Raw genomic sequence first — 26,015 nt, forward strand, 5'->3', positions numbered from 1 at the left:
ACACCCGGGCATGAGAGAGACGCTCGACGCGCTCGCGGCCGGGGACCTCACGCCCGCCGAGGCCGAGGCCCGGCTCCGGGGCTACGCCACCGCCGACCTCTCGGCAGCCGCCGACCCGGCAGATTCCACCGACGCCGCCGACGGCTCCCGGGCCAGCACCGCTGACGGATCCACGACCGCCGGCGGGGGCGGAGCATCCGGGAGCGCCGCGACGAGAACCGCGCTGTTCGACGCCAGCAGGGAGCGCCGCCGCGGCCTCCCGGAGGGCATCCTGGCCGAGGGGAAGACGCCCGCCGAGACCGCCGCGCTGGCGGAGACGGCCCTGGAGACGACCGGCCGCGCGCTGGTCACCCGGGCGGACGACCGGACGGCCGACCGGGTCCGCACGTCGCTCGCGGCGGTCGCCCCCGACGCGACCGTCGAGCGCGACGCCCGGGCGCGGACGGTCGTCGCCACCGTCCCCGACTTCGAGCGCCCCGAGATCGACGCGACCGTCGCGGTCGTCACCGGCGGGACGGCCGACGCCGCCGCGGCGGGCGAGGCCGCGGTCGTCGCCCGCGAGGCCGGCCCGGACGTGAAACTGATCGAGGACGTCGGCGTCGCAAACCTCGACCGCATGCTCGACGCAGTCGGGGAGTTCCGGGACGCGGACAGCCTCGTCGTCGCGGCCGGGCGGGAGGGCGCGCTCCCGACCGTCGTCGCCGGACTGGTGGACGTGCCGGTCGTCGGGCTGCCGGTCTCGTCGGGCTACGGCGCCGGCGGCGACGGGCGGGCGGCGCTGCTCGGCCTCCTGCAGTCCTGTACGGTGCTCTCGACGGTCAACGTCGACGCCGGGTTCGTCGCCGGGGCGCAGGCGGCCCTCGTCGCGAGATCCGTGGCACGTGCCCGCACGGGCGGCTGATTTCGAACGTTTGAACGGGGCAACGAAGTCGATCTTGCCACGAATCGTGAAAGGGTATATCAGTCGTGGCGGCGTATCCGCCCCCACCGGCAGTGGTGGATGCCGGTCGACCATGCCACGCTGCGACAACTGCGGGTCGCACGTCTCGGACCGCTTTGTCCGCGTGTTCAGCGACGAGCACGGGCGACTCAACGCCTGTCCGTCGTGTTCCGCGAACGCGGGGATCGCCGAAGTGGCGCGAGAACGGACCCGCGTCGACGACTGAATCGCTCGGAACCCGTCCACAACGCGCCCGGTTCGCGGTGCGCTGGGGGTTCCCGGTTGCAGTACGGGCCGCACGGTGCCCGCGCCGATCCGGCCGGTGACCGGACCGACCGCGTGCCGGCCGACTTATGCTCCGGGCACCCGACTCGCCGCCGTGACCGACCACTTCGTCTACCTCCTCGAGTGTGCCGACGGCAGCTTCTACACCGGCTACACGACCGACGTGGAGCGGCGCGTCGCGGAACACGACGCCGGCGAGGGCGCGAAGTACACCCGCGGTCGCACCCCGGTCGAACTGGTCCACGTGGAGGCGTTCGACTCGAAGTCGGCCGCGATGGCCCGCGAGTACGACGTCAAACAGCTCTCCCGGCGGCGGAAGGAGCGACTCGTCGGGGAGGACTGACGCAGGGGCAGCGAGGGGGGGACCGGGTGGGAAGCGACCGCGGTTACGGCACGTCCAGGAACTCGTCCTTGTGGCCGGCGTAGTGGGCGACCCGCCGGCCGAGCTTCAGCGTGCGCTCGCGGAGCGCGTCGTCGACGAACTCGTAGCGGGACTCGGCACCGATGCCCTCGCCCGGGCCGTCGCGCTTCTCGAAGCGGTCGCGGGCGTTCCGGAGGCCGACCTGGAGCGGCACGGTCCAGCCGTGGACGCCCCTGACCGTCGCCCGCATGTGTGCCAGCGTCGACTCGTAGGAGCCGCCCCCGGCCGCGGCGAACAGCCCGACGACGGTGTCCTCGTACTCGTCGAACGAGCACCAGTCGTGGAAGCTGCGGAACGCCGAGGAGTACGAGCCGTGGTACACCGGCGAGCCGAGGAGGACGCCGTCGGCGGCCCGCATCCGTTCGAGCAGGTCCGCGACGTCGCCGGCCTCGGCGACGTCTCGGTCGGGGTCGTACAGCGGCGCGTCGACCGCCGGGTCGCCCAGGTCGATGTAGTCGGTCTCCGCGCCGTACTCGGCGGCCGAATCGAGCGCGTAGTGGAGCGCGGCGCGGGTGTAGCTCCCGTCGCGGCGCGAGCCACAGACCGCGACCACACGAGGTGCCTCTGCCATTGCTTCCACTCCGAGGGCGGAGGCGAAAAGCGACACGATAGCATCGCCGGCCCCCCGGCGGCGGCATCGACCCGCACGCCGCCGCGACACCGGCTTTTTCTCCTCGGCCGGCGATTTTGCGGTATGGACACCGACGCCATCGCCTTCGGGACGGACGGCTGGCGGGCGACGCTCGACACGTTCACCGACGAGCGCGTCCGCGCGGTCGGACAGGCGGTCGCCGACTACCTGGACGAGGCCGGCGAGTCCGGCCCGGTCCTCGTCGGCTACGACGCCCGCCCGACGAGCGAGGGGTTCGCCGACTCGCTCGCCGCGGTGCTCTCGGGCAACGGCTTCGACGTGCTGCTCCCCGAGCGGGACTGCCCGACGCCGCTGGTCGCCCACGCCATCGTCGAGCGCGGCGCGGCGGGCGCGATGATGCTCACCGCCTCGCACAACCCGCCGGAGTACAACGGCGTGAAGTTCGTCCCGAGCGACGGCGCGCCGGCGCTCCCCGAGGTGACCGAGCGAATCGAGGCGAACCTCCGCGAACCCGACCCGGCGGCGTCCGCCGACGAACGTGGGGAGATCGAGCGCGTCGACCTCGTGAGTCCCCACGCCGAGCACGCCCGTGACCTCGTCGACGCCGACCTCTCCGGGCTGACGGTCGCCTACGACGCGATGCACGGCAGCGGGCGCGGCGTCACCGACGCCCTCCTCGAATCTGCCGGGGCCGACGTGATCCGCCTCCGCTGCGAGCGGGACGCCGAGTTCGGCGGGTCGCCGCCGGAACCGAGCGCCGACAACCTCGCGGCGCTCGTCGAGGCGGTCGAACGCGGCGACGCCGACCTGGGCATCGCCAACGACGGCGACGCCGACCGTCTCGCGGTCGTCACCCCCCAGGGCGGCTTCCTCGACGAGAACCTGTTCTTCGCGGCGACGTACGACGGCATGCTGGACGAGCAGTCCGGCCCCGCCGTCCGCACCGTCTCGACGACGTTCCTCATCGACCGCGTCGCGGAGGCGCACGGCGAGGACGTCTTCGAGACGGCGGTCGGGTTCAAGTGGGTCGCGCGGGCCATCGCCGAGCACGACGCCCTCATCGGCGGCGAGGAGTCGGGCGGGTTCACCGTCCGCGGGCACGTCCGTGAGAAGGACGGCGTGCTGATGGCGCTGTTCGCGGCCGCACTGGAGGCCGACGAGCCGTACGACGAGCGCGTCGACCGCCTCGAGGGCGAACACGGTCGCATCGTCGCGGACAAGACCAGCGTCGACTGCCCGGACGACGAGAAGGCGCGGGTCATCGACGAACTCGCCGAGCACATTCCCGACGAGGTGGCCGGGCAGGCGGTCGCCGACGTGGTGACCGTCGACGGCTTCAAGCTGCTGCTGGCGGACGGCTCCTGGATGCTCGTCCGGCCGAGCGGGACGGAGCCGAAGATGCGCATCTACGCCGAGTCGAGTTCCGCGGAGCGCTCGCGGGCGATTCTTGCGGACGGGCGGGAGCTAGTCGCGCCGCTCGTGTAGGGCGCCGCGCAGTCTGTGCTCCTCCGACGCATTCTCCTCGTCGCTCTCGACCTCGAACCCCAGCGACTCGTAGAACGGCGCGATGTCCGCGCGGAAGTCGGCCGTGAGCGTCCCGTCCGCGCGCTCGGCCGCGGTTCGGACGAGGTCGCCGCCGATCCCTCCCCCGCGGCGACGACGCCGGACGGCGACGGCTTCGACGTGGCTCCCGTCGAGCACGAGCGCGCCGGTGACGGTGCCGTCGTCGACCGAGACGAGCACCTCGCCCGCACGGAGTCGGTGCTCGAGGTCGTCGGGGACGTCTAGCAGCGCGCCGTTCAGGACTCGCCGAACGTCGAGCGCGTCGTCCGGGGTCGCGTCTCGAACCGCCGTCCTGCTGGCGTCGGTCCCGCCATCGGAATCTGTCATCCGCCCTTGATGAGTCGGAGCACCTTCACCCGACTCGCGTCGACCGCGCGGTCGTCGGGGACCGGCGAGCCGTCGACCAGCGCCGTCACCTCGTGCGGGGAGTAGCCCACGGCCCGGCAGAGGTCGGCGTACGTCGCGTCGGCGTCGACGGAGACGTCCTCGGTCCCCTCGCCGACGACCTCGACGGTCACGTCCATATCCGGTTTCGGCGGGCTGCGGGTTTCAGCGTTTGCTCTCGGTTCCGTTTGATGGGGTCTCGAACTACCTCGCTGCTGTCGCCCTCGGTGCAGGATCAATCGTCGCTTCGACCGCCTCGAAAGCCCCCGCGGCTCTCGGCTCGGTGCGGCCGCTGCGCTCCTCGGCTCGCTCGCCTGCGATGCTCGTCCCTCGCACGAGCGGCCGCGCTGGCGCGCGGCCGCCGCGCGCCACGAGGATCAGATGAGTTTGCGACCCGGAAGCTCACCGGTAATCGACGGCAGCGGAAACCGTGAATTCACCGCGACCGGACCCGCGGTGCGGTCCCCGTACCCAGGAGCGCGAGCGACAGGATTCCGACGGAGCCGAGCACGTGCAGTAACCCGAGCGCGGCGGCCGCGATCGCGACGAGAAGCGTGGCGGACGCCGTCGAAACCCGGTTCGTGGAAAACCGCCCGGCGACGGCGCGGCCGACGGCCAGCGTTCCGACCGCCAGCGAGAGCAGCACGCCCGCGAGCAGCAGCGGGACGAGCAGGCCGAGCAGCGGCAGGCCGACGACCGTGGCGGCGACGAGGACGACGCCGAGCATCGAGGCGAGCGCGACGCCGACGCCGCGGCCGAGCGTCCGTGCCGGCGCGTCGGCGACCCCTGCGGCCAGCGTCTCGGTCCGCGGGTCCACGCGGGCGAGCGCCACCCCGAGCAGGCCGCCCAGAAGCGGGAGCAGCACGGGCAGCCAGCCGGCCAGCCGGATCGCGACCCCGGCCGGGCCGAGCAATGCGTCGGTCGGCCGGCGCTCGCCGGCCACAGTGCCGCCGCGGTCCCGGAGCCGTGCGTCGTACTCGAAGTCGCCGCCCACGGTCGCGCCCTCGGCCAGCACGGCCGTCGCGCCGAGCACCGTCGCGTCGCCCGTCTCGCCCGCGATGGTGACCGTCTCGCCGCCGGCGTTGACGTCGCCGACGCTCCCGGTCCCGGCGACCTCGACGGTGCCGCCGTAGGCGGTGACCGGGCCGCGGACCTCACCTGCGAGGAGCACGCGCCCGCCGAACGCCTGCGCGTCGCCGGTCACGACCGCGCCCTCGGTCAGCACGACGACCCCGCCGTACGCCCGGAGGTCGCCCTCGACCGTGCCGGCGACGACGACGCGGCCGCCGCTCGCGGTCACGTCGCCCGCGACCGTCTCGTTCGGGGCGACCGCGACGGTGGTGAACGGCCCGGACGGGACGCCGGTGGCGTTAGCGTTCTCGGTCGATGACTGGGTGCCCGCGGCCGTAGCGGGTGTGGCGACGGCGGCGATGCCCCCGCCGACCGCGCCGCCCAGAAGGACGAGACAGCACGCCCCGACGAGCGCGACGCGGGTCGTGCGGGGGGCACTGGTCGACACGCGAGCGGGTTTCCGGGGCGCGGGTATAGGTTTCGTGGTCCCGCCGTCGGATCAACGGCCGTCCCGCAGTCGGGCGAACGCGTACCAGCAGAGCCCGGCGGTGCCGACGACGAAGCCGCCCCACAGCAGGAGGCCGCTGTCGAACAGGTCCGGCACGAGGTGGGTGACCCCGCCGACGAGCGAGCAGAGGACGCCGAACAGGAGGAGCACGAGGGCGTCGAACTGGACCCGGGTGACGGAGGGCGTCGCCATGCGGGACGCGACGGGCGGGGTCGTGAAAACGCGTTCGGGACGTGACCGTCTCGGGGTGTTTATGCCGACGGCCGACCCACCACCGTCCATGAGCGAGGCCGACGCCGCGGACGGGGGGGCCACGACCGGCCGGGAGGTCTGGATCGAGAAGTACCGGCCACAGACGCTCGCGGACGTCCACGGGCACGAGGACATCGTCTCGCGCCTGCGGAGCTACATCGACCGGAACGACCTGCCGCACCTCCTGTTCGCGGGGCCGGCCGGCGTCGGGAAGACGACCTGTGCGGTCGCCATCGCGAAGGAGATCTACGAAGACGACTGGCAGACGAACTTCCTCGAACTGAACGCCTCGGACCAGCGCGGCATCGACGTGGTGCGCGACCGCATCAAGAGCTTCGCGCGCTCGTCGTTCGGCGGCTACGACTACCGGGTCATCTTCCTCGACGAGGCCGACTCGCTGACCGACGACGCCCAGTCGGCGCTCCGCCGGACGATGGAGCAGTTCTCGGACAACACCCGCTTCGTCCTCTCGTGTAACTACTCCTCGAAAATCATCGACCCCATCCAGTCGCGGTGTGCCGTCTTCCGCTTCTCGCCGCTCTCGGACGAGGCGGTCGCGGCGCAGGTCCGCGAGATCGCCGGAATCGAGGGGATCGAACTCACCGAGGACGGCCTCGACGCGCTCGTCTACGCGGCCGACGGCGACATGCGCCGGGCCATCAACTCCCTTCAGGCGGCCGCGACGACCGGCGGCGAGGTGGACGAGGAGGCCGTCTACCAGATCACCGCCACAGCCAGGCCCGAGGAAATCGAGGCGATGGTCGCGGACGCGCTCGACGGGGACTTCTCGAAGTCCCGCGCGACGCTCGACACCCTGCTCACGGAGACGGGGATGGCCGGCGGCGACGTCATCGACCAGCTTCACCGTTCGGTCTGGGACTTCGGGCTGACGGACCGCGAGGCGGTCCGGCTGATGGAGCGCATCGGCGAGGCCGACTACCGGATCACGGAGGGCGCGAACGAGCAGGTGCAACTGGAAGCGCTCTTGGCGTCGCTGGCGCTGGATTCGGACGACTGACCGTTACTCGGCTCCGGTTCGCCAGCCCGGTTCTGCGGCTCCGACCTTTCGTCCCAGTTTCCCGACTCCGGTTCCTCGACCCCTTCGCTTCCGGTGGAATCACGATCGGTCGGTGACGACGCCGGTCGAACTCCGAGCGCTCGCGGGTCCGACCGAGCACCGCTCCGGGAGCCAGGCCCGACCGAAAACCCGGCACGGAGCGGATGGACAAGAATTTAAGCCGGCCGGGCGAACCGTCAGGCCACCATGACCAAGAAATCGAAGGCGAAGAAGAAGCGCCTGGGCAAACTGGAGCGGCAGAACAGCCGCGTCCCGGCCTGGGTGATGATGAAGACCGACATGGACGTCACGCGCAACCCGAAGCGTCGCCACTGGCGGCGAAGCGACACGGACGAGTAAATGAGCGCGAACGACTTCGAGGAGCGGGTCGTCACCGTCCCGCTCCGCGACGCCAAGCAGGCACCCAAGCAGGAGCGGGGCGACCGCGCGATGTCGCTCATCCGCGACCACCTCGCACAGCACTTCTCGGTCGAGGCGGACGAGGTCCGACTCGACCCCGCCGTGAACGAGACCGTCTGGGAGCGCGGGCGCCAGAACCCGCCGAGCAAACTCCGCGTCCGCGCGGCCCGCTTCGACGAGGACGGCGAGGTCGTCGTCGAGGCAGAGCCGGCCTGATTGGATTCACGTGCTCCGCGTCTCCTTCGAAGGATCGTCGTACGTCGGCGTCTACGCACACGTCTCGACCGGCTGTCTGCTCGTGCGCCCGGACGCCGACGCGGACCTGGTCGACTCGCTGGCCGGGGAGTTCGGCGTCCCCGCGATCACCACCACGGTCGGCGGCTCGGGCACCGTCGGCGCGCTGACCGCGGGCAACGAGAACGGCACGCTCGTCTCCCGGCAGGCGACCGACCGCGAGATCGAGACCATCCGCGAGGCGACCGACGGCGCCGTCGCGCGCCTCCCCGGGAAGCTCAACGCCGCCGGCAACGTCGTGCTGGCGAACGACACCGGCGCGTGGGTCCACCCGGACCTGACCGACGACGCGCTCGCGGTCGTCGCCGACACCCTCGACGTGCCCGTCGAGCGCGGCTCGCTCGCGGACGTGAACACCGTCGGCACCGCCGCGGTGGCGAACAACACCGGGGTGCTCTGTCACCCGCAGTCCGGCGAGGAGGAACTCGAGGCCGTCGAGGAGCACCTCGACGTGTACGCCGATCTGGGCACCGTGAACTACGGCGCGCCGCTGGTCGGGTCGGGGCTGCTCGCCAACGACGACGGCTACGTCATCGGCGAGGACACGACGGGACCGGAGCTGGGTCGGATCGAGGACACGCTCGGGTTCATCGAGTAGCGCCCGTTTGTACGGTTTCTTCCGCCCCTAGAATTTCGGGGGTCAGAGCGGGATTTGCTCCGTTCGATCCGCCGGTTCCGCGGTCGAGCAGACCACTGCTGCTTGGCCCAGGAGGGCCTCGCCCTCCCGTCCCTCGGAGCGAGTTCCTCGGAACTCACCCTCGCTCCGCTCGCGTGAGCAGCCGCTTGCGCTCCTCGCTCGCAGGCTCGCTCGCGTGAACGGAGGCCCGCCGGCACGCGCCGACCTGTACGTGGACGGACGAACCACGTGGCGCGCGGCGGTCGCGCGGCGCGAGTCCCGCGAAGGGCGAGGAGCACGGAGCGTGCCGCGGGGGCCGAGCGCCGCGGGGGGCTTTCGAGGCAGTCGTCACGACACCCGAGACGCCGCCGGATGCGACACGTCGTGGTGGCTTCGAGAAACTCGCAACCGTCGAAAATCGACGTTGAACGGCCGGACCCATCGGAACTGGCACGAACGGACGAAACAGTCGAACCGAGCCGATCAGAGGTTCGACGCGCCCGAGCCGCCGTCGATGGGGACCGCCACGCCGTTGATGAATCCGGACCGGGGCGAGGAGAGGAACGCCACGGTGTTGCCGAGTTCGATCGGGTCGCCGATGCGGCCCAGCGGGACCTCCTCGCCGCGGGCCGCGAGCGCTTCCTCGTAGGAGCCGTACTCGCCGCGCTCGACGGCGGCCTCCATCAGGTTCTCGATGCGCGAGGTCTCGTGGGACCCGGGGAGGACCGCGTTCGCCCGGACCTCCGGGGCGAGTTCCCGCGAGAGCGTCTTCTCCAGGCCGACGACGCTCATCCGCACGGCGTTCGAGAGCACGAGGTTGTCGATGGCTTCCTTCACGCTCCGGGAGGTGATGGTGACGACGGTGCCGCCGCCGTCCGCGCGCAGCGGGTCGGCCGCCTCGCGGACCAGGCGGACGACGCTCATGACGAGCAGGTCGTACGCGTGGTACCAGTCCTCGTCGGTCGTGTCGAGGAACGGACCGCTCGGCGGGCCGCCGGCGCTCGTCACCAGGTGGTCCAGCCCGCCGAACTCCTCGACCGTTCGCTCGACGAGCGCCGCGACCTCGGCCGCGTCGGTCAGATCCGCTGGCTGGCCGACGACCCGCGCGTCCCCGGCGGCCTCGGCCTCGACCTCCTCGACGGCCGCCGCCAGGCGCTCCTCGTCGCGACCGTTCAACACGACGTCGACCCCCTCGCGGGCCAGTGCCGTCGCGCTCGCCTTCCCGAGGCCGCTGCTGGAGGCGGTCACCAGCGCCGCGTTCCCCTCGATGTCGAACTCCATGGTCGCTAGGTCGCCACCGGTCGCAAAAAACCTCCCGTGCGAGGCCGCCACCGTCGGGAACGGCCGGCGCCGGTCCGACGGGACGTCCGGGCCCGCCCGACCGGACGGCCGCGGCGGTCGCTTTCGCAGAAAGTAACGGTTAAACGCCGGGCGTCCCGTCCTTCCCGTATGCAACGACGCGCCGCTGCCGTCTACGTCGCGTTCTTCCTCGTCGTGGGGGCGGTGTCGTTCTCCCTCATCGCCACCGCGAGCGCGCCGCACTTCTCCGTGGAGGACCCGGAGTACACGCTCGAAGGGGGGGAGAGCTTCACCGTTGACGGGACCCAGTACAACGTCCAGAGCATCGAGGCGGAGATGACCGGCGGCGGGGGCGGCGGCCACGGCGGCGGCGGGGGCGCGACCCTGGAGCGCTCGGCGACGCTCAACTGGACGAACTCGTCGGCCCGCTACACGCAGGCGTGGGAGAACGGGTCGACCGTGACCTACGACGGGGACGACTGGAACGTCTCCATCGAGCCGAGCGCGGACCCGAGCGAGGTCACGCTCAGGGAGGCGCAGAACCACACCGCCATCCTCTCCGAGGACCCGGCCGTCGAGAACGAGACGACGACCGTCGACGGGCAGGTGTACGTCGTCCAGCGCGCGGGCGAGAACGGCTCGCGCGAACTGATCCCGGCGGAGGACTACTTCCCGGCCCCGGCGACCCAGCAGTTCAGTGAGGGCGACGAGGTCCAGTTCGCGGGCAACGAGACGACCGTCGCGGCCGTCTCGAACACGACGGTGACTCTCGAGTGGTTCGCCCCACAGACCAACGAGATCGCCGTCGAGGACACCGCGAACGTCTCCATCGGCGCGAACACGTACTTCGCGCACTTCCCGAACAACGAGACGCTGGCCTTGACCCAGGACTACGGCCAGTATCAGGCCTACCAGGAGCAGTCCACGGCGTTCAAGACCCACAGCGACGGGCTCTGGGGCGTCACCCTCCTGAGCGGCCTCATCAGCGTCTTCGTGACCGGGCTGGCGTACCTCCCGTCGCGGTACTGACCGCCCCGAACCGGGACATCGGCCTCCCACCTCCGGCTACGGGGCCGACGTTCGACTACACGGTCGACGTTCGACTAAACGACCGACTTCCGACAACCGGTTTCCTTCCGCGCAGTTCGTCACTCACTCCCCGGCGTCGTCCCCGACGAGCGTCTCGTAGACCGGTGGCACGGTTTCGAGCGAGACGCGCCGCTCGTCCGGGTCGTACTCCACGACGCCGGCGTCGTCGAGCTTCGGCAGGTGCGAGTGGTGGAGCGTGAGCGCGGCGGACGAGACGGCGTCCGCAGGGGGAGCCGCGTCGCTCCCGTCGGCCGTCGAACGCTCGTCGCATCCGCCCTCCCGCAGAACGACGTCGCGGGCGAGCCCGTCGAGCGCCCGGTCCCCCTCGCCCTCGCGGAGGATTCCGACGACGTCCCGACGCCGGCCGTCGGCGGCCAGCGTCCTGGCGACCGACCCGGACCAGTCGGCAGACGCGGCCGCCTTCAGGACGTCGAACGCGAGGTCCACGTCCAGGTCCGAGGCCGGCCGGGCGAGCCGCTCCTCGCCGTCGTCCTCCCGGACGACCAGGCCGTCGTCGGCGAGCCTCGGCAGGTGGACGTGATGGAGCGACGCCCGGACCCGACGGCGACGGTCGGGCGGCACGTCGCCGATCGGTTCTCCCCCCTCTCGCGCCGCGACCCGATCCGCGAGTTCGGTCTGCGTGAGTTCGTCGTGGATCAGCAGCGTCGACAGGACGCGGCGGCGGCGGGGGACCGCCGCCGCCTCGATGAGTGATGGCTCCGCCGCGAACGACGCGTCGGTCGCGTGACCCGTTCGACCGTCGGCGGGGATCGCACGTGATGTCTCACTCATGGCTTACCGATGCGACTCCTCGCCCTAAGTCGCATGGCCTAATTCTTTACCCCACGCCGAATCCGGGTCGAAAACCCCCCGACGGGGACCGAGCTAGGACGTCTCCGGCGACTCGTCGTCCTCGAACATCGCCGCGAGGAGCTTCCGTTCGGCCGCCCGGAGGTGCTGGTGGAACGTGGGCGCGGAGACACCGAGCGTCTCGGCGACCTCCTCGCCGGAACTGTCCCGCGGCCACTCGAAGAAGCCCGCGAAGTAGGCCGCTTCGACCGCGCTCCGCTGGCGTGCGGTCAGCTCCCGGTCGAACCCCCGCTGCAGGTCGGCCACCGCCCTGTCGGAGCGTTTCGTCCGCCGCTGTGCGATCATCTCCGTCCCCGCGTACGCCGACCGCATCGACTCCATGACCGTCCGGACGCTCGCGCCGGGCGGGAGGTGGATCACGACGGTGAGCGCCGACTCCTCGATCCCGGCGCGGTGGACCCGCCCGTCGTTCTCGGCGATCGCGTCGAGAAGCGGGGAGTCCGCGATGTCGAGCTCGAAGCGGTGCTCGCCGTCGCGCTCGCTCAGCACCGTGAGCTCCTCCCACGAGGGGTCGCGGTCGCGGACCGCCCGGAGCGTCTCGATCGCGCCGCCGCTGGCGAGGCCGTACACCGCGAACCGACCGTCGCCCAGCGGGACCACGCGGTCGAAGCTGATCGACCCTTCCGGCTCCACCTTCGGGTTCACTGCCTCGAGGTAGTCCTGCACCACCACCTCCACCTCGATGACCTCCTCGCTCGTGAGCGCCTGCTTCCGCTCGATGGCCATGACGGCGTGGCCGACGACCTCGCCGAGCTGGCCGATGACGGCCCGCTCGTCGTCGCCGAACGCGTGTCGGCGCTCCGTGTAGACGTTCAGGACGCCGTACAACGTCCCGTCGTGGGAGAAGGGGATGGCGGCCGAGGAGCCGACGCCGTGGGCCTCGGCGTGGTCGCGCCACGGCTCGTAGTCGGGGTTTTCCGGGATGTTCCGGGCGACCTGGATGGTGCCGGTTCGGACGGCGCGGCCGGTCGGTCCCCGGCCGCGGGGGCCCTCGTCGACGGAGATATCGACGCAGTCGAGGTAGCCCTCGACGCCGGCCTCGGTGCGCACGAGCACCTCCTCGGAGGCGGGGTCGACCTCCCCGATCCACGCGAACGAGTACGAGTCGCTCCGGGCGAGCGACTGACAGACGGCGGTTTCGAGCTCCTCGCGGGTCGTCGACTCGATCACCGTGTGGGTGATCTCCTGCACGATGGCGTTCAGCTGGTTCAACGCCGCGAGCTCCTCGCGCTGTGTCGCGAGCTGTTCCTCGCGGCGCTTCCGCGCGGTGACGTCTCTCGTGTACAGCACGATGCCGTCGATGTCGGACTCCCCGCGCAGGTCGCGCCCCCGGACCTCGAGGACGACCCACGAGCCGTCGCGGTGCTCGAACCGGAACTCGACGGTGGGGGACTCGTCCGTCTCGACCACCCGGTCGAGCGCGGCCGTCGCCCCCTCCCGGTCGTCCGGATGGACGTAGCCGAGCCCGTCGGTCCCGATCAGTTCCCCGGGCGCGTAGCCGAGCACCGATTCGACCGACGGCGTCACGTACTGGATGGTGCCGTCGGGATCGATGACGGCGTTGACGTCGGTGGACTCCTCGATCAGCACCTCGTACCGCTTCAGCTCCCGCTGCTGGGTGTGCCGCTCGATGGCGTGGTACACCGAGCGGATGAGCACGTCGCTGTTCACCTCGTCCTTCACGAGGTACTCGTCCGCGCCGCGGCGCAGCGCCCGGATCCCCCGTTCCCGGTCGCGCAGCCCAGTCAGCACGACGACCGGCGCGTCCCCCCGCTCGAGGACCGAAGAGAGCGTCTCCAGTCCCTCGCTGTCGGGCAGATCCAGATCGAGCAGCACGACGTCGACGTCCGTCCCGGCGAGCCGTTCGAGCCCGTCGGCGAGCCGCGTCTCGTGGTGGATCGTCGGCGACGTCTCCCCGGCCGCCATCGCTTGTCCGCCGTCGGCCTCCCGGGTCCCGAGCCGGGCCGAGAGCTCGGTGGCCTCCTCAAGCAGCGCCGTGATGTAGCGCGCGTCCCCCGGATTGTCCTCGATCAGCAGCAACTGTAGCGGTCCGTCCTCGTCCATCATCGCTCCCCGTCGTCCGGAAGCCGGACGAGCGTGAACCAGAAGTCCTCGAACGACCGCACCATCTCAACGAACTCGTCGGGCCCGATCGGCTTGGTGAGGTAGGCGTTCGTGTGCAGTTCGTAGCTGCGGACGATGTCCTCCTCGGCGGCCGAACTCGTCAGGATCACGATCGGGATGCAGGAAAGCTCGGGCTCGTCCTTGACCGTCTCCAGCACCTCGAGCCCGCCGAGCTTCGGCAGGTTCAGGTCGAGAAGTACCAGCGTCGGGCGCGGCGAGTCGTCGTACTCCCCGCGCTGGAAGAGGAAGTCGAGGGCGGCCTCGCCGTCGGTGACGACGTGCATCGTGTTGTTGATCCGGGCCGCGTCGAACGCCTCCCGCGTGAGTCGAACGTCGCCGGGGTTGTCCTCCACGAGGAGGATGTCGATCGGCTCCCCCTCGGCGGATGCGTTCACGGACCGCACCCGTCAGCCGGCGTGGTCACCGTCGCTCCGTCCGGACGGCGGCGGTCCGGGGATGTCTCAGCGGTCATCTTCCCTCCGAAGGGGGACGGTGAAGAAAAAGCTCGCGCCCGCGCCCGGCTCGGACTCGACCCAGATCCGCCCCCCGTGCCGCCCGACGATCTTCTCACACAGCGCCAGCCCGATCCCCGTCCCGGGGTACTCATCGCGCGTGTGGAGCCGTCTGAACACCTCGAACACGCGCTCGGCGTACTCGGGCTCGATGCCGATGCCGTCGTCGGCGACCCGGAACACCCACTCGCCGTCGCCCCGCCGTGCGTCGATCTCGACGCGGGGCGGCTCCCCGCCCCGGTACTTCAGCGCATTCGAGACGAGGTTCCGGAACACCTGTTCGAGCTGGTTGGCGTCGGCGACGACGGTCGGCAGGTCCCCGACCGCGAGTTCGGCGTCGGTCTCCTCGATGCGCAGCCGCAGGTCCTCGCGGACGGTCCCGACCACCGCCTCGCTGTCGACCGGTTCGAACGGCTCGGCGGCCGTCTCGACGCGCGAGTACGCGAGCAGCCCGTCGATCATCTCCTTCATGCGCTCGGCGCCGTCGACGGCGAAGTCGATGAACTCGCGGGCGTCGTCGTCGAGTTCGTCCCGGTAGCGCCCCTCCAGCAGCTGGAGGTAGTTCGAGATCATCCGCAGCGGCTCCTGGAGGTCGTGGGAGGCGATGTAGGCGAACTGTTCGAGCCGCTCGTTCGACTCGCGCAGCTCCGCGACCGTCTCGTTCAGCCGCTCCTCGTACCGGGCGCGCTCGATGGCCGTCGTCAGGACGTTCGCAACGCTCCGGACGAAGCTGGCGTCCTCGGCGGTGAACTCCGCGGCGTCGACGTCGTGGGTGGCGAGGACGCCCCACGGCCCTTCGTGCCCGCCGATGGTCGCGGTGATGCCCGCCGACACGTCGTGGTCGCCGAGGAGCGTCGACCCGTCGAACCGGGGTTCGGTCGCCAGGTCCTCGACGACGACCGGCGTCGGCGACTCTAGCGTGTACCCCGCCTGAGTTTCGACCCCGGCGTCGACGGTCGCCTCGCCGACGACCCAGTCGCGCCAGCCGACGCCCGAGCGTACCAGCAGTTCGTCGGCGGCCGCGCGGCGTTCGAGGACCGCGGCGTACTCCGTGCCGAGCGCCTCGGCGACCGTCTCGACCGCGTCCTCGAACAGCTCCGCAGGGGACTGGCTCTCCAGGGCGCGCTGGCCCAGGTCGGCGACGGCCCGCTGCTGTCGCGCGCGGGTTTCGAGGCTCCGCTCGTACGCCTTCCGGTCGGTGAGGTCCCGAACGACGCCGACCGAACCCAGGTTCTCGCCCGTCTCCGACAGCAGGGCCGTGAACTTGCACTCGGCCGGGACGCGCTCGCCAGCCGGGGTGACGACGTCGCCCTCCAGGGTGGCCCGGTCGCGCTCGCCCCGCACCATCTCGTCGACGAGTTCGCCCGCCCGCTCGGAGACCTCGTCGTCGATCGTGATCGAGCAGGGCTCGCCGACGAGTTCGTCCCGGGAGCGCCCGGCCAGCTCCGCGTACGCGTCGTTCACCTCCACGAACCGGAACTCGGGGTCGAGGACGTACACGCCGTCCTCGATCGTCTCGAACACCGTCTCGTACTGCGTTAGCGCCTCCTCGCGCCGCTTCCGGTCGGTGATGTCCTGGGACATCCCCATCGCGGCGACCACCTCGCCGTCGGCGTCCCTGATCGGTGCCGTGTGGACCACCCACTCCTTCCCGTCGTAGCAGACCTCCGTTCGCGCGTGCTCGCCGTCCAGCGCGGCCTCGTAGGCCCACTCGGCTCCGTCGGCCAGGTCGTCGCCGTACGCCTCCCGGTACGTCATCCCGTCCATCTCGTCGGGGTCGAGTTCGCGGTCCTCGAACGCCCCGCCCGCCGCCAGCGTAATCTGCAGGTCCCGATCGACCAGGACGACCGCGCCGTTGGGGAAGTTCTCGGCGAGCGCCCGGTAGCGCCGCTCGCTCTCCTCCAGGGCGCGCTTCCGTTCGCGGCGCTCGCCCACGTCCCGGAAGTACACCGACAGCCCCGTCTCGGACGGGTAGGCGTTGATCTCGAACCAGCCGTCGAGCGACTCGTAGGACAGCTCGAAGCTGACGGGCTCCTGGGTCTCCATCGCCCGCTCGTACCGGGCGCGGATCTCCCCCTCGTCGGCCTCCGGAAACGCCTCCCAGATGCGTTCGCCCCGCAGCTCGTCGGCCGAGCGCCGGAGGGTTTCGGCCGCCTTGTCGTTGACGTGGGTGAAGCGCCACTCCCGGTCGAGCGCGTAGAAGGCGTCGGAGATCCGACCCAGGATCTCGCTCAGCTCGGTTTCGAGTTCCCGCGTGCGCCGCTTGAGCTCGGTGATGTCGTCGCCGGTGCTGACGACCCGCTCGATCTCTCCGGCCTCGGTCGTGAGCGGGACGGCGTTCACCGAGAGCCAGCGCCGGCTCCCGTCGGGCCGTTCGACCTGGAACACCTCGTCGTACACCGGCTCGCCGCCGTCGAGCACCCGCGCGAACGGGTGTTCCCCCTCGGCCATCTCCCGACCGTCCTCGTCGTAGATCCGCCGTTCCCCCGGCGTGTACGCCTCCCGTCCGGCCCCCTCCGGCAGCCCGAGCACCGCCGCGGCCTGCTCGTTGATGCGGACGGCCTCGCCGTCCGGATCGGTGATGATGATGCCCACCTGACTCGCGTCGAGGGTCCGGTCGAGCAGGTCGCGCTCGGCCTTCAACGCCTCCTCGTACTCGCGCCGCTCGGTCAGGTCGCGGGTCACCTTCGTGAACCCCGCGAGCGCCCCGTCGTCGTCACGGACCGCGGTGAGGGTGACGTTCGCAAAGAACCGCGACCCGTCGGCCCGTACCCGCCACCCCTCGCGCTCGACGCGCCCCTCCGAGCGGGCGATCGCCAGCATCTCGGCGGGCACGTCGTCCGCGACGTCGTCGTCGGTGTAGAAGACCGAAAGGTGCCGTCCGACGATTTCCTCCTCGTCGTACCCCTTGATTCGCGCCGCGCCCTCGTTCCAGCTGACGACGACGCCGTCGGGATCGAGCGCGAAGATGGCGTAGTCGGACACCGCGTCCACGAAGTCTTCGAACTGCTCTAGCACCGACGACTCCCTGCCGTTCGTCGTTTCGGCCGAGGCCGTGTCCGTCCCGTCGGCCCGCCACGGCTCCGGGTCCGTCGTCGTCCCGTCGGCCCGCTCATCGTCCGGCGATCGGTCCGGCGGTCGCCACCAGACGCGGCTCCGTGCCCCCGTCTTCTTGCTGTTCAGGTCGCCCCGCTCGCTCAACGCTTCCAGCTTCCGGTGTGCGGTCCGCCGCGTGCAGTCGAGCTCCGCGGCGACTTCGCTGGCGGTCAGAGGCGTTCCCTGGCGTTCCTGGGCGGTGAACACCGCCAGCGTGTCGGTCAGCGTGATCTCCGGCGTCGGTCCCGGCGTCGTCATACTCCCTCCTGGTGGACCAGCACCATAACTCGTCCGTCGAAGGAAACGTTCAGTTGGGGAACTATTTCATCCGAATACTGACCGAATGCGAACGCGCGTCCATTTCGACCACGGAGACGGACGGCCGTTCGCGCTCGCCGGTCGTCGCCGCCCTCGCTCCTCCGTGGTCCCGACCCGGCGCTGACTAATCGGTCAGTACGCTCGATTCCCCGCGGGAACGGCGATAACGATCCCGGGCCGCCCGCTCTCAGCGGTCGGGCGCGAGGACGGCCCGCACGTACTCGTCGGCCGTGCGTCTCGCCGCGGCGAGCGCGTCCTCCTCCTCGAGGACGACCGCCCGGGTCCGGGCCCCGTCCACGATGGTCATGAGCGCCCGCGCGACGTGTTCGGCGTCCGCGTCCGCGAACGCGCCCTGCTTGATCCCCTGGTCGATCGCCGTCTCCAGCATGTACCGGATGTACTCGTCGTTCTGGCGGAACCGGTCGCCGAACGCCCCGGTGTAGGGTGCCTGACTCCGCATCTCCAGCATCGCGACCAGCAGTTCCCGGTGGTCCTCGAGGTCCACGAGCAGCTTGTCGAGCAGCAGGTCCAGTCGCTGTTCGGGATCGGTCGTCTCGACCTCGTGGATGGCGTCGACGAACTGGTCGAGGACGAAGTCCAGAAACGCCGCGAGCAGGTCGTCCTTCGTGTCGTAGTGGTAGTGGATCGCGGCCGTCGACTTCCCGTACTCGTCCGCGATCCGTTTGATCGTGAGCGCCGCGTACCCGTGTTCGCGGAGCGCGCGGTAGGTGGCACGCATGATCTCCTCCTCCTGGTCCGAGGTGGTCCGGTTCGACGGATCGGCCATCACCTGGATCGTTCAGGGTTGGCGCGGATAACAGTTTTGACCAATCCGTCAGTACGAGCCGCCCGTAGCGGCGACCGCTGGGTCCGCTAGACCGGACGACCCGGAGACTCTCCCCGTGTCCTCCCGTTCCAGAACGCTTTTGACTGACTGGTCAGTAAGTACGGGTAGCAACCGACATGGACGACGAACCAGCAACCGAGATCTTGCGGGCCACGTACCGTGCCCTCTGTACGCACGGGTACGCGAACCTCACCCTCCAGGACATCGCGGCCGAATCGGAGCTGAGCAAGGCCTCGATCCACTACCACTACGAGAGCAAGGACGAACTGTTCGCGGCGTTCCTCGAGTACCTCTACGAGCGCCACACCGACCACTTCGAATCGATCGACGGCGACTCCGCTCCCGAGCGCCTCCGGTCGCTGTTGTCGCTCCTGTTGACCGAGGAGGGCGACGCGCCGGTGACGGAGTTCGGGACGGCGATGCTCGAGGTGAAAGCACAGGCCCCGTACGACGACGCGATCAGGGCCCGACTCGAGGAGTTCGACGAACTGCTGTTCGGGCATCTCCGTGACATCCTCGCCGACGGCGTCGAGTCGGGCGCGTTCGACGACCGCGTCGAGCCCGTCCGCGATGCCGAACTCCTGACGGCGACGATCACCGGCGCACACACCCGGGAGGTCGCGATCGACCACGGGCCAGACCGGCTGTACGAGGCGCTGACCGAGTACGAGCGGGTGCACCTCCTCGACGAGGACGCACCCGAGGTGACCCACTGATGGGACTCGCCGGCCGCGTCAGGTCCCTGTTCAGGGGCCCCGACGAGTTCGATCTCACCTCGGGCGGCATCGGGAAGCCGCTGCTGTTCCTCTCGCTGCCGATCGTCGTCACGAACCTGTTCCAGACCGCCTACAACCTCGCGGACACGTTCTGGCTCGGCCAGTACAGCACCGACGCGCTGGCCGCCATCTCCTTCGCGTTCCCGATGGTGTTCCTGCTCATCTCGCTGGGGATGGGCATCTCGGTCGCGGGCAGCGTCCTCGTCGCACAGTACACCGGCGCGGGCGAGGAACGCGAGGCCGAGTACGCCGCCTCCCAGACCGTCACCTTCGCGGTCGTCGCCTCGGTCGTCCTCGGCGGGGTCGGCTACCTCTTCATCGAGGACTTCCTCGCGCTCATGGGGGCCTCGGCGGACGTGCTGCCGCTGGCGACCGACTACATGCAGGTCATCTCGCTCGGGCTCGCGTTCATGTTCGGGTTCGCCGTCTTCATCTCGCTCATGCGGGGGTACGGCGACACGATCACGCCGATGCTCGTCATGTTCGGCTCGGTCGTGCTGAACATCGTCATCGACCCGTTCCTCATCTTCGGCTTCGAGTCGAACCCGCTGTTCGGGATGCTCGGCGCGCGCGGACTGGAAGCCAGCCTGCTCGCGGCGACCGGATACACGGGTTCCGGCATCGCCGGGGCCGCGTACGCGACCGTGTTCTCGCGGGCGCTCGCGCTGGTCGTCGGGCTCGCAATCATGTTCCGCGGGATCCGCGGCGTCCGGATCCGCCACCGAGACATGGTGCCGGACCTGCGCTACCTCCGCCGACTCTTCCGGATCGGGCTGCCCGCGTCCATCGAGGGCACCGGTCGGGCACTGTCGATGAACCTGCTGCTGTTCATCGTCGCGCTGTTCCCGGACACGGTCGTCGCCGCCTACGGGATCGGGACGCGCGTGTTCTCGGTCGTCTTCCTCCCGGCCATCGCGGTCGCCCGCGGGGTCGAGACGATGACCGGCCAGAACATGGGTGCGGACAAGCCCGCCCGTGCCGAGCGGGCGGCCGGGCTCGCGGCGAAGGTGCTGTTCGTGGCGCTCACCGTCGGCGGGGTCGTCGTCTGGTTCGGGGCCGCGCCCATCGCCGACGTGTTCACGACCGACCCCGCGGTGGTCGCCGTCGCCGAGACGTTCCTCCGCTACGTCGCGCTCACGTTCGGCTTCATCGGCATCATGCGGGCCTACACGGGGAGCTTCCGGGGCGCGGGCAAGACGCTCACCGCGGCGGCCATCTCCGTGCTGATGCTCGGCGTCGTCCGCTTCCCCATCGCGTGGGTGGCGGCCGGTTCGATCGGCGAGCGGGGGATCTGGCTCGCCTTCGCCGTCTCGAACGTCGTCGGCGCGGCCGTCGCGTACGCGTGGTACAGGCGCGGCACGTGGCGCGGGGGCGATCTCACCGGCGAGGACGTCGGACTCGGGGACGCCGGGATGGAGGCGTCGACGACCGACGACTGATCGACCGTGACACGCGAACGCCCGCTCGCCGCTCGCCGGGCCGCGATCGACGCGCGGATCGACGCCGCGCTCGAGTCCGCGACCGCGAACTCGCTTGCGCTGGCCCGGACGACGATGGAGGAAGCCGGCTGGTTCGGCCCCCTCCTGGCGTGCTCGTACGACTCGGTCGCGGACGGCTCGGCCGCTGACGGCGCGGACGCGGAGGGTGCCCTGCTCGCGGCGGCCGCGATCGAACTGCTCGCGGGCTACTGCCGCCTCCGGGGCGAACTGCTGGTCCAGCTCGACGACGGGGTGGCCCACTCGCTGAACCGCGACCCGCCCTCGGCCCTGCTCGCCGCGGACTTCCTCTACACGTCCGCGTACTCGACGCTGGCCTCGATCGACCACGCCCGCATCGGGGCGTGTTTCGACGCGTTCACCGACGCCTCGCTGTCGATAGTCGGCGCGTTCGACGCCGGCGGGGCGGGCGCGGAGCCGTCGAGAACCGACCGCCGTCCGAGCATCGAGGGAACGGCCGGGGCGCTCGGCGAGACCGCCGCGACCGTCGGGGCGGCGCTCGCGGGGGTCGAGCGCGACCGCCGGGACCGATTCGCCACGCTCGGTCGCGGATTCAGCACGGCTCGGCGGGTTCGACTCGCGCTCGACTCGGACGTCTGGCCCGCCCACGTCGGTCGCCCGGACCTCGACGACCGACGCTTCGTCAGGTCCGCCGACAGGAGCCGCGCCGAGGCCGAGCGCGCGCTCTCACGGCTCCCGTCCCCCGCCGACGCGGGGCCGCTGGAGGCGCTCGTCGACGACGCGCTCCCCCCGGTCTGATCCACGGCAGTGGCCCCGCGGGCTCGCTTCTCACTTTGCCGGACTCGCTGCGCTCGTCCGGCTTTCGTCTCACGGAACGGGCGCGACGGGATTTGAACCCGCGACCGTCGGATGGCTCCCCACACCCGAACCCGGATGCGGTTAGAAGTCCGACGCTCTGAATCCGGACTGAGCTACGCGCCCTCGTCGGTGAACACGCGGGCATCGGCAAAAGCGACGCGGTTCACCCCACGGCTCCGGGTCCCGCAGGTCTTAACTCCGCGACAGGCAAAGTCCGGACCGATGCGAGTCATCGGAACCGTCGGACTGCCCGGCAGCGGCAAGGGCGAGGCCGCGGCCGTCGCCGAGGCGGAGGGCGTCCCGGTCGTGACGATGGGCGACGTCATCCGCGAGGCGTGCCGCAACCGGGGGCTCGACCCCGCCGAACACCACGGCGCGGTCGCACGGGCGCTCCGCGAGGAGGACGGCCCCGCCGCCGTCGCCGAGCGCTCGATCCCCGCCATCCGGGACGCTGCGGCCGACGCGGACGCCGTCCTCGTCGACGGCCTCCGGTCGACCGTGGAACTGGAACGGTTCCGCGAGGCGTTCGGCGACGACTTCCGCCTCGTCGCCGTGGAAGCGCCGTTCGACCTGCGCGCAGAGCGGCTCGGTGCCCGGGGCCGCGACGACTCCGACGTGGACGTCGAGGCGCTGCGGCAGCGCGAGGAGCGCGAACTGGAGTTCGGCATGGGCGAGGTCATCGACGCGGCCGACGTGACCGTCGATAACACAGGGACGCTGGCGGCGTTCCGCGAGCGAATCCGGGCGATCCTCGCGGCCGAGGGGGACGACCCCGGAACCGACGGCGACCGGCCACCCGCGGACGCGACGCGGGAAGCCGACGCGGGAGGGCAGCCGTGACGACCGTCTACAGCATCGACGCGCGCATCGAGGTGCCCGTCAACGACACCGAGGTCACCGACCGCGTCGCCGACGCCGTCGAGGCGCTGTTCCCCAACGCGGAGTTCGCTCACGAACCCGGCAAACTCGTCGCCGAGACCCACACGTTCGACCCCTTCTCCGACCGCCTGCACGAACAGGAGATCCTCGACACGGCCCGTCGGGAGTTCACGAAGGGCACCACCGACGACGGCTTCTCGTTCGCGCTGAAGAAGCAGGCCGCCTTCGAGGGCGTGATCAACTTCGCGGTCGGCGAACCGGACGAACTCGGCGACGTCGAGGTGACCGTGACCGTCCGCGAGCCCTCGGTCGAGGAGTACATCGACCACGTCGCGCCGCCGACCCGCGACGGCACCCCCATCGACCCGAACGGCGACCGCGGGCGGTAGCTCACCGGGCTCGCCCTTCCGGCCAACTGCCTCCCTATCTCTCGCGACGGCCCCGGCCAGCCGCTTGCGGGTTCGCTATCTCGCGGTGCGGTGGCGCGCGCGACTCGAACCCCCTTGTGGGGTGAGCAGACGCGCGCGAGGGATGAGCGAGCCGGCGCGCCCTCGTGGCGCGCCGACCGTGAGCGAATCGGCTGGGGAGGGCGTGGCTACACTCACCGCCAGCAGTAGTGATCCGCTTGTCGACACCTCGATCACCGAAACGAGGGCCGGGCATTCCACCGACGCCGACAGCCACGAGACACCACCGTCAGAATACCCTCCAACTCCCGTGCCACCCACTCCCCAACAATCGAGTCGTTTAACAGCGGCTCGCGGGTACTACCCCTACGAATGCCCAGTGGAGACTACGACCCCGAGGCCGTCGAGCCGAAGTGGCAGCGGCGCTGGGTCGAGACCGACACCTACGCCTACGACGAGGACGCGGCGACGGACCCGAACACGACCTTCTCCATCGACACGCCGCCGCCGACCGTATCGGGCAGTCTCCACTGGGGCCACGTGTACGGCTCCATCCTCCAGGACACCGTCGCGCGCTTCAACCGGATGAACGGCAAGGAGGTGTTCTTCCCGTTCGGCTACGACGACAACGGCATCGCCTCCGAGCGCCTGACCGAGGACGAACTCGACGTCCGGCACCAGGACTACGAGCGTCGGGAGTTCCAGCAGCTCTGCCGCGAGGTCTGTGCGGAGTACGAGGCCGAGTTCACCGAGAAGATGCAGGAACTGGGCATCTCCATCGACTGGGACCAGACGTACCGGACCATCGAGCCGCGCGTCCAGCGGGTCTCACAGCTCTCTTTCATCGACCTCTACGAGCAGGGCCGCGAGTACCGCGAGAAGGCGCCCGCCATCTGGTGTCCCGAGTGCGAGACGGCCATCTCGCAGGTCGAGACCGAGGACGACGAGCGGGACAGCCACTTCCACGACGTCGAGTTCGTCACCGTCGACGGGACGGACGAGGACGGCGAGCCGTTCACCATCTCCACCACGCGGCCGGAGCTCCTGCCGGCCTGCGTCGCCGTGTTCGTCCACCCGGACGACGACGACAACCAGCACCTCGTCGGCGAGGAGGCACGGATTCCGCTGTTCGGCCAGGAGGTGCCGATCATCGCCGACGAGCGCGTCGACATGGAGACGGGCTCGGGCATCGTGATGTGCTGTACGTTCGGCGACCAGACCGACATCGAGTGGTACCAGGCCCACGACCTCGACCTGCGCATCGCCATCGACGAGTCCGGACACATGACCGGCGTCGCCGAGGGGTACGAGGGGCTCGACTCCGACGAGGCGCGCGAGGCGATCGTCGCCGACCTCGAGGCGGACGGCGCGCTGCTGGACCGGCGGGCGATCACCCACACCGTCAACGTCCACGAGCGCTGTGGCACTCCCGTCGAGTTCCTCGTCACCGAGCAGTGGTACGTGAAGATCCTCGACCGGACCGACGAGTACCTGCAGGCCGGCCGGGAGATGGAGTGGTTCCCCGACAAGATGTTCACGCGGTACGAACACTGGATCGAGGGGCTCCAGTGGGACTGGCTCATCTCGCGCCAGCGCTCCTCCGGCATCCCGTTCCCGGTGTGGTACTGCGGGGACTGCGGCGAGGTCGTCGTCGCCGAGAAGGCGGACCTGCCGGTCGACCCGCTGTCGGACGACCCGCCGGTGGAGACCTGCCCCGAGTGCGGTGGCGACGAGTTCGACCCGGAGGACGACGTGCTCGACACCTGGGCGACCTCGAGCCTGACGCCGCTCATCAACGCCGGGTGGGACTGGGTGCCCGAGGCGGCATCGGACGCCGCCGACGGTGGGGAGGGGAACTCGGAGGGATTCGAGATGGCCCGCCCCGAACTCTACCCGATGGACGTGCGCCCGCAGGGCCACGACATCATCAGCTTCTGGCTGTTCCACACGGTCATCAAGTGCTACGAACACACCGGCGAGGTGCCGTTCGAGTCGACGATGATCAACGGGATGGTGCTCGACGAGAACCGCGAGAAGATGTCCAAGTCGAAGGGGAACGTCGTCGCGCCCGACGAAGTGCTGGCGAAGTACCCCGTCGACGCCGCGCGCTACTGGGCGACCGGCTCCGCGGTCGGGGACGACCTGCCGTACCAGGAGAAAGGCCTGCGCGCGGGCGAGAAGCTGATGCAGAAGCTCTGGAACGCCTCGAAGCTGGTCGACTCGCTCACGCCCGAATCGGACCCCGACCTCGCGCCCGGCGACTTGCGGGAACTCGACCGCTGGCTGCTCGCCGAACTCGACGACCTCGTCGACACCGTCACCGGCCAGTTCGAGGCGCGCGAGTTCTCGAAGGCCCGGGACGACCTCCGGAGCTTCTTCTGGCACACGTTCTGTGACGACTACCTCGAGGTGGCCAAGACGCGGGTCCGGGACGCCCACGACGACGACCCGGCCGCACAGTACACGCTTCGGGTCGCTCACCGGCGGTTCCTGAAGCTGTTCGCGCCGTTTCTCGCCCACGAGACGGAGGAGCTGTGGCAGGAACTCTACGCCGAGGCGGACGTGGCCGAGGGCGGCTCGGTCCACCGGACGGACTGGCCAGAGCCCCTGGAAATCGAGGCCGACCACGCGGCCGGTCGGACCGCCACCGCGGTCATCGGCGCGCTCCGGCGGTACAAGAGCGAGCGCGGCCTGCCGCTGAACGCCGAACTCGGGCGCGTCGAGGTGTGGGGCGAGGGCGACGTCGCCGCGTTCGCCGACGACGTGCGCGGGGTGATGAACGTCGCGGACCTCGACGTGCTCGCCGCGGAACCCGAAATCGAGACGGTCGTGACCGGCATCGACCTCGACTACGCGCAGGTCGGCCCGCAGTTCGGCTCGAAGGTCGGCGACATCGACGCGGCCATCGCCGAGGGCGAGTACGAGGTCGCGGACGACGAACTGCACGTGGCGGGCGAGACGCTGGGTTCGGAGCTGTTCGAGGTGGAGCGCGACCGGCAGTACGCCGGCGAGGGCGACCTGCTGGAGGCCGAGGACGCGGTGGTCATCGTCCACGGGGCCGCCGAGAACTGAGTCCGCGC

The 26,015-nt window shown here is 70.7% G+C and carries 26 protein-coding genes and 1 tRNA gene; 15 read left to right on the plus strand and 12 right to left on the minus strand.

All coding sequences use genetic code 11. The features are described from left to right. The first annotated feature begins 10 nt into the window (after nt 1–10). The 3 genes from larB (at nt 11) to RJT50_RS00965 (ending at nt 1,568) form a co-directional block, all read left to right on the plus strand. Nucleotides 11–901, plus strand: coding sequence for a nickel pincer cofactor biosynthesis protein LarB (gene larB / locus RJT50_RS00955; protein ID WP_313693216.1), 891 nt, complete (start codon nt 11–13; stop codon nt 899–901). A gap of 112 nt (nt 902–1,013) precedes the next feature. Then, nucleotides 1,014–1,166 (plus strand): DUF7563 family protein, encoded by a 153-nt coding sequence (locus RJT50_RS00960; RefSeq protein WP_313693218.1) that lies wholly within the window; start codon nt 1,014–1,016, stop codon nt 1,164–1,166. Between the two features lie 153 nt (nt 1,167–1,319). After that, complete coding sequence (locus RJT50_RS00965) at nt 1,320–1,568, plus strand: GIY-YIG nuclease family protein (protein WP_313693219.1); 249 nt, start codon at nt 1,320–1,322, stop codon at nt 1,566–1,568. 43 nt (nt 1,569–1,611) lie between these two features. On the opposite strand, the gene RJT50_RS00970 is transcribed toward RJT50_RS00965, so the two are convergent. Next, nucleotides 1,612–2,217: an NADPH-dependent FMN reductase gene (locus RJT50_RS00970; protein WP_313693222.1), complete on the minus strand. Its 606-nt coding sequence runs from the start codon at nt 2,215–2,217 to the stop codon at nt 1,612–1,614. A 123-nt stretch (nt 2,218–2,340) separates the two neighbouring features. On the opposite strand from RJT50_RS00970, the gene RJT50_RS00975 reads away from it, so the two are divergent. Then, on the plus strand, nt 2,341–3,723 hold the full coding sequence (locus tag RJT50_RS00975; RefSeq protein WP_313693231.1) for a phosphoglucomutase/phosphomannomutase family protein: 1,383 nt from the start codon (nt 2,341–2,343) through the stop codon (nt 3,721–3,723). Here RJT50_RS00975 and RJT50_RS00980 read toward each other — a convergent pair. The 4 genes from RJT50_RS00980 to RJT50_RS00995 form a co-directional block, all read right to left on the minus strand. Beyond that, complete coding sequence (locus RJT50_RS00980) at nt 3,703–4,128, minus strand: GNAT family N-acetyltransferase (protein WP_313693233.1); 426 nt, start codon at nt 4,126–4,128, stop codon at nt 3,703–3,705. The genes RJT50_RS00975 and RJT50_RS00980 overlap by 21 nt on opposite strands. Further along, entirely contained in the window at nt 4,125–4,325 is a 201-nt protein-coding gene (gene samp2, locus RJT50_RS00985) for a ubiquitin-like small modifier protein SAMP2 (RefSeq protein ID WP_313693235.1), read from the minus strand. The genes RJT50_RS00980 and samp2 overlap by 4 nt, the downstream gene beginning before the upstream one ends. A gap of 296 nt (nt 4,326–4,621) precedes the next feature. Then, a complete protein-coding gene (locus RJT50_RS00990; protein ID WP_313693236.1) occupies nt 4,622–5,704 on the minus strand; it encodes a bactofilin family protein in 1,083 nt (360 codons plus the stop codon). Nucleotides 5,705–5,755: 51 nt separating this feature from the next. Continuing rightward, nucleotides 5,756–5,956, minus strand: a complete 201-nt coding sequence (locus tag RJT50_RS00995) for a hypothetical protein (protein ID WP_313693237.1) — start codon at nt 5,954–5,956, stop codon at nt 5,756–5,758. A gap of 88 nt (nt 5,957–6,044) precedes the next feature. On the opposite strand from RJT50_RS00995, the gene RJT50_RS01000 reads away from it, so the two are divergent. The 4 genes from RJT50_RS01000 (at nt 6,045) to RJT50_RS01015 (ending at nt 8,385) form a co-directional block, all read left to right on the plus strand. Continuing rightward, nucleotides 6,045–7,034, plus strand: a complete 990-nt coding sequence (locus RJT50_RS01000; RefSeq protein WP_313693240.1) for a replication factor C small subunit — start codon at nt 6,045–6,047, stop codon at nt 7,032–7,034. A gap of 246 nt (nt 7,035–7,280) precedes the next feature. Then, on the plus strand, nt 7,281–7,433 hold the full coding sequence (locus tag RJT50_RS01005; protein ID WP_313693242.1) for a 50S ribosomal protein L39e: 153 nt from the start codon (nt 7,281–7,283) through the stop codon (nt 7,431–7,433). Beyond that, nucleotides 7,434–7,709, plus strand: a complete 276-nt coding sequence (locus RJT50_RS01010) for a 50S ribosomal protein L31e (protein ID WP_313693244.1) — start codon at nt 7,434–7,436, stop codon at nt 7,707–7,709. 10 nt (nt 7,710–7,719) lie between these two features. Further along, the gene (locus RJT50_RS01015; protein ID WP_313693246.1) at nt 7,720–8,385 is read left to right on the plus strand and encodes a translation initiation factor IF-6; all 666 of its coding nucleotides are present in this window, start codon (nt 7,720–7,722) and stop codon (nt 8,383–8,385) included. 501 nt (nt 8,386–8,886) lie between these two features. Here RJT50_RS01015 and RJT50_RS01020 read toward each other — a convergent pair. After that, nucleotides 8,887–9,684 carry an SDR family oxidoreductase gene (locus tag RJT50_RS01020; RefSeq protein ID WP_313693248.1) on the minus strand — a complete coding sequence of 266 codons (798 nt, stop codon included), beginning with the start codon at nt 9,682–9,684 and terminating at the stop codon, nt 8,887–8,889. Between the two features lie 168 nt (nt 9,685–9,852). Here RJT50_RS01020 and RJT50_RS01025 point away from each other — a divergent pair, with 168 nt between their 5' ends. Then, the gene (locus RJT50_RS01025; protein ID WP_313693250.1) at nt 9,853–10,731 is read left to right on the plus strand and encodes a hypothetical protein; all 879 of its coding nucleotides are present in this window, start codon (nt 9,853–9,855) and stop codon (nt 10,729–10,731) included. Nucleotides 10,732–10,854: 123 nt separating this feature from the next. Here RJT50_RS01025 and RJT50_RS01030 read toward each other — a convergent pair whose 3' ends face one another. From RJT50_RS01030 to RJT50_RS01050, 5 genes are all read right to left on the minus strand, one after another. After that, a complete protein-coding gene (locus tag RJT50_RS01030) occupies nt 10,855–11,583 on the minus strand; it encodes a DUF7344 domain-containing protein (protein ID WP_313693253.1) in 729 nt (242 codons plus the stop codon). 93 nt (nt 11,584–11,676) lie between these two features. Further along, complete coding sequence (locus RJT50_RS01035; RefSeq protein ID WP_313693255.1) at nt 11,677–13,728, minus strand: bacterio-opsin activator domain-containing protein; 2,052 nt, start codon at nt 13,726–13,728, stop codon at nt 11,677–11,679. Continuing rightward, nucleotides 13,725–14,180, minus strand: coding sequence for a response regulator (locus RJT50_RS01040; protein WP_313693258.1), 456 nt, complete (start codon nt 14,178–14,180; stop codon nt 13,725–13,727). The genes RJT50_RS01035 and RJT50_RS01040 overlap by 4 nt, the downstream gene beginning before the upstream one ends. A 66-nt stretch (nt 14,181–14,246) precedes the next feature. Next, on the minus strand, nt 14,247–17,651 hold the full coding sequence (locus RJT50_RS01045) for a PAS domain S-box protein (RefSeq protein ID WP_313693260.1): 3,405 nt from the start codon (nt 17,649–17,651) through the stop codon (nt 14,247–14,249). Between the two features lie 247 nt (nt 17,652–17,898). Next, complete coding sequence (locus RJT50_RS01050) at nt 17,899–18,498, minus strand: TetR/AcrR family transcriptional regulator (protein ID WP_313693262.1); 600 nt, start codon at nt 18,496–18,498, stop codon at nt 17,899–17,901. A gap of 176 nt (nt 18,499–18,674) precedes the next feature. Here RJT50_RS01050 and RJT50_RS01055 point away from each other — a divergent pair, with 176 nt between their 5' ends. Genes RJT50_RS01055 through RJT50_RS01065 form a run of 3 tightly spaced genes read left to right on the plus strand, consistent with a single transcriptional unit; the run spans nt 18,675 to nt 21,589 of the window. Continuing rightward, on the plus strand, nt 18,675–19,274 hold the full coding sequence (locus tag RJT50_RS01055; RefSeq protein WP_313693263.1) for a TetR/AcrR family transcriptional regulator: 600 nt from the start codon (nt 18,675–18,677) through the stop codon (nt 19,272–19,274). Then, a complete protein-coding gene (locus tag RJT50_RS01060; RefSeq protein ID WP_313693265.1) occupies nt 19,274–20,773 on the plus strand; it encodes an MATE family efflux transporter in 1,500 nt (499 codons plus the stop codon). The genes RJT50_RS01055 and RJT50_RS01060 overlap by 1 nt, the downstream gene beginning before the upstream one ends. Nucleotides 20,774–20,779: 6 nt before the next feature. Continuing rightward, on the plus strand, nt 20,780–21,589 hold the full coding sequence (locus RJT50_RS01065; protein WP_313693267.1) for a hypothetical protein: 810 nt from the start codon (nt 20,780–20,782) through the stop codon (nt 21,587–21,589). Nucleotides 21,590–21,666: 77 nt separating this feature from the next. Here the strand turns inward: RJT50_RS01065 and RJT50_RS01070 are convergent. Continuing rightward, nucleotides 21,667–21,772: transfer RNA gene (locus RJT50_RS01070), tRNA-Arg, on the minus strand. A gap of 99 nt (nt 21,773–21,871) precedes the next feature. Here RJT50_RS01070 and RJT50_RS01075 point away from each other — a divergent pair. From RJT50_RS01075 to RJT50_RS01085, 3 genes are all read left to right on the plus strand, one after another. Beyond that, nucleotides 21,872–22,489: an AAA family ATPase gene (locus RJT50_RS01075; RefSeq protein WP_313693268.1), complete on the plus strand. Its 618-nt coding sequence runs from the start codon at nt 21,872–21,874 to the stop codon at nt 22,487–22,489. Next, nucleotides 22,486–22,917 carry an RNA-binding domain-containing protein gene (locus tag RJT50_RS01080; RefSeq protein ID WP_313693270.1) on the plus strand — a complete coding sequence of 144 codons (432 nt, stop codon included), beginning with the start codon at nt 22,486–22,488 and terminating at the stop codon, nt 22,915–22,917. The genes RJT50_RS01075 and RJT50_RS01080 overlap by 4 nt, the downstream gene beginning before the upstream one ends. A gap of 390 nt (nt 22,918–23,307) precedes the next feature. Beyond that, the gene (locus tag RJT50_RS01085; RefSeq protein ID WP_313693272.1) at nt 23,308–26,007 is read left to right on the plus strand and encodes a valine--tRNA ligase; all 2,700 of its coding nucleotides are present in this window, start codon (nt 23,308–23,310) and stop codon (nt 26,005–26,007) included. Nucleotides 26,008–26,015: the final 8 nt, after the last annotated feature.

The organism is Halobaculum sp. XH14, from assembly GCF_032116555.1.
Classification (GTDB): domain Archaea; phylum Halobacteriota; class Halobacteria; order Halobacteriales; family Haloferacaceae; genus Halorarum; species Halorarum halobium.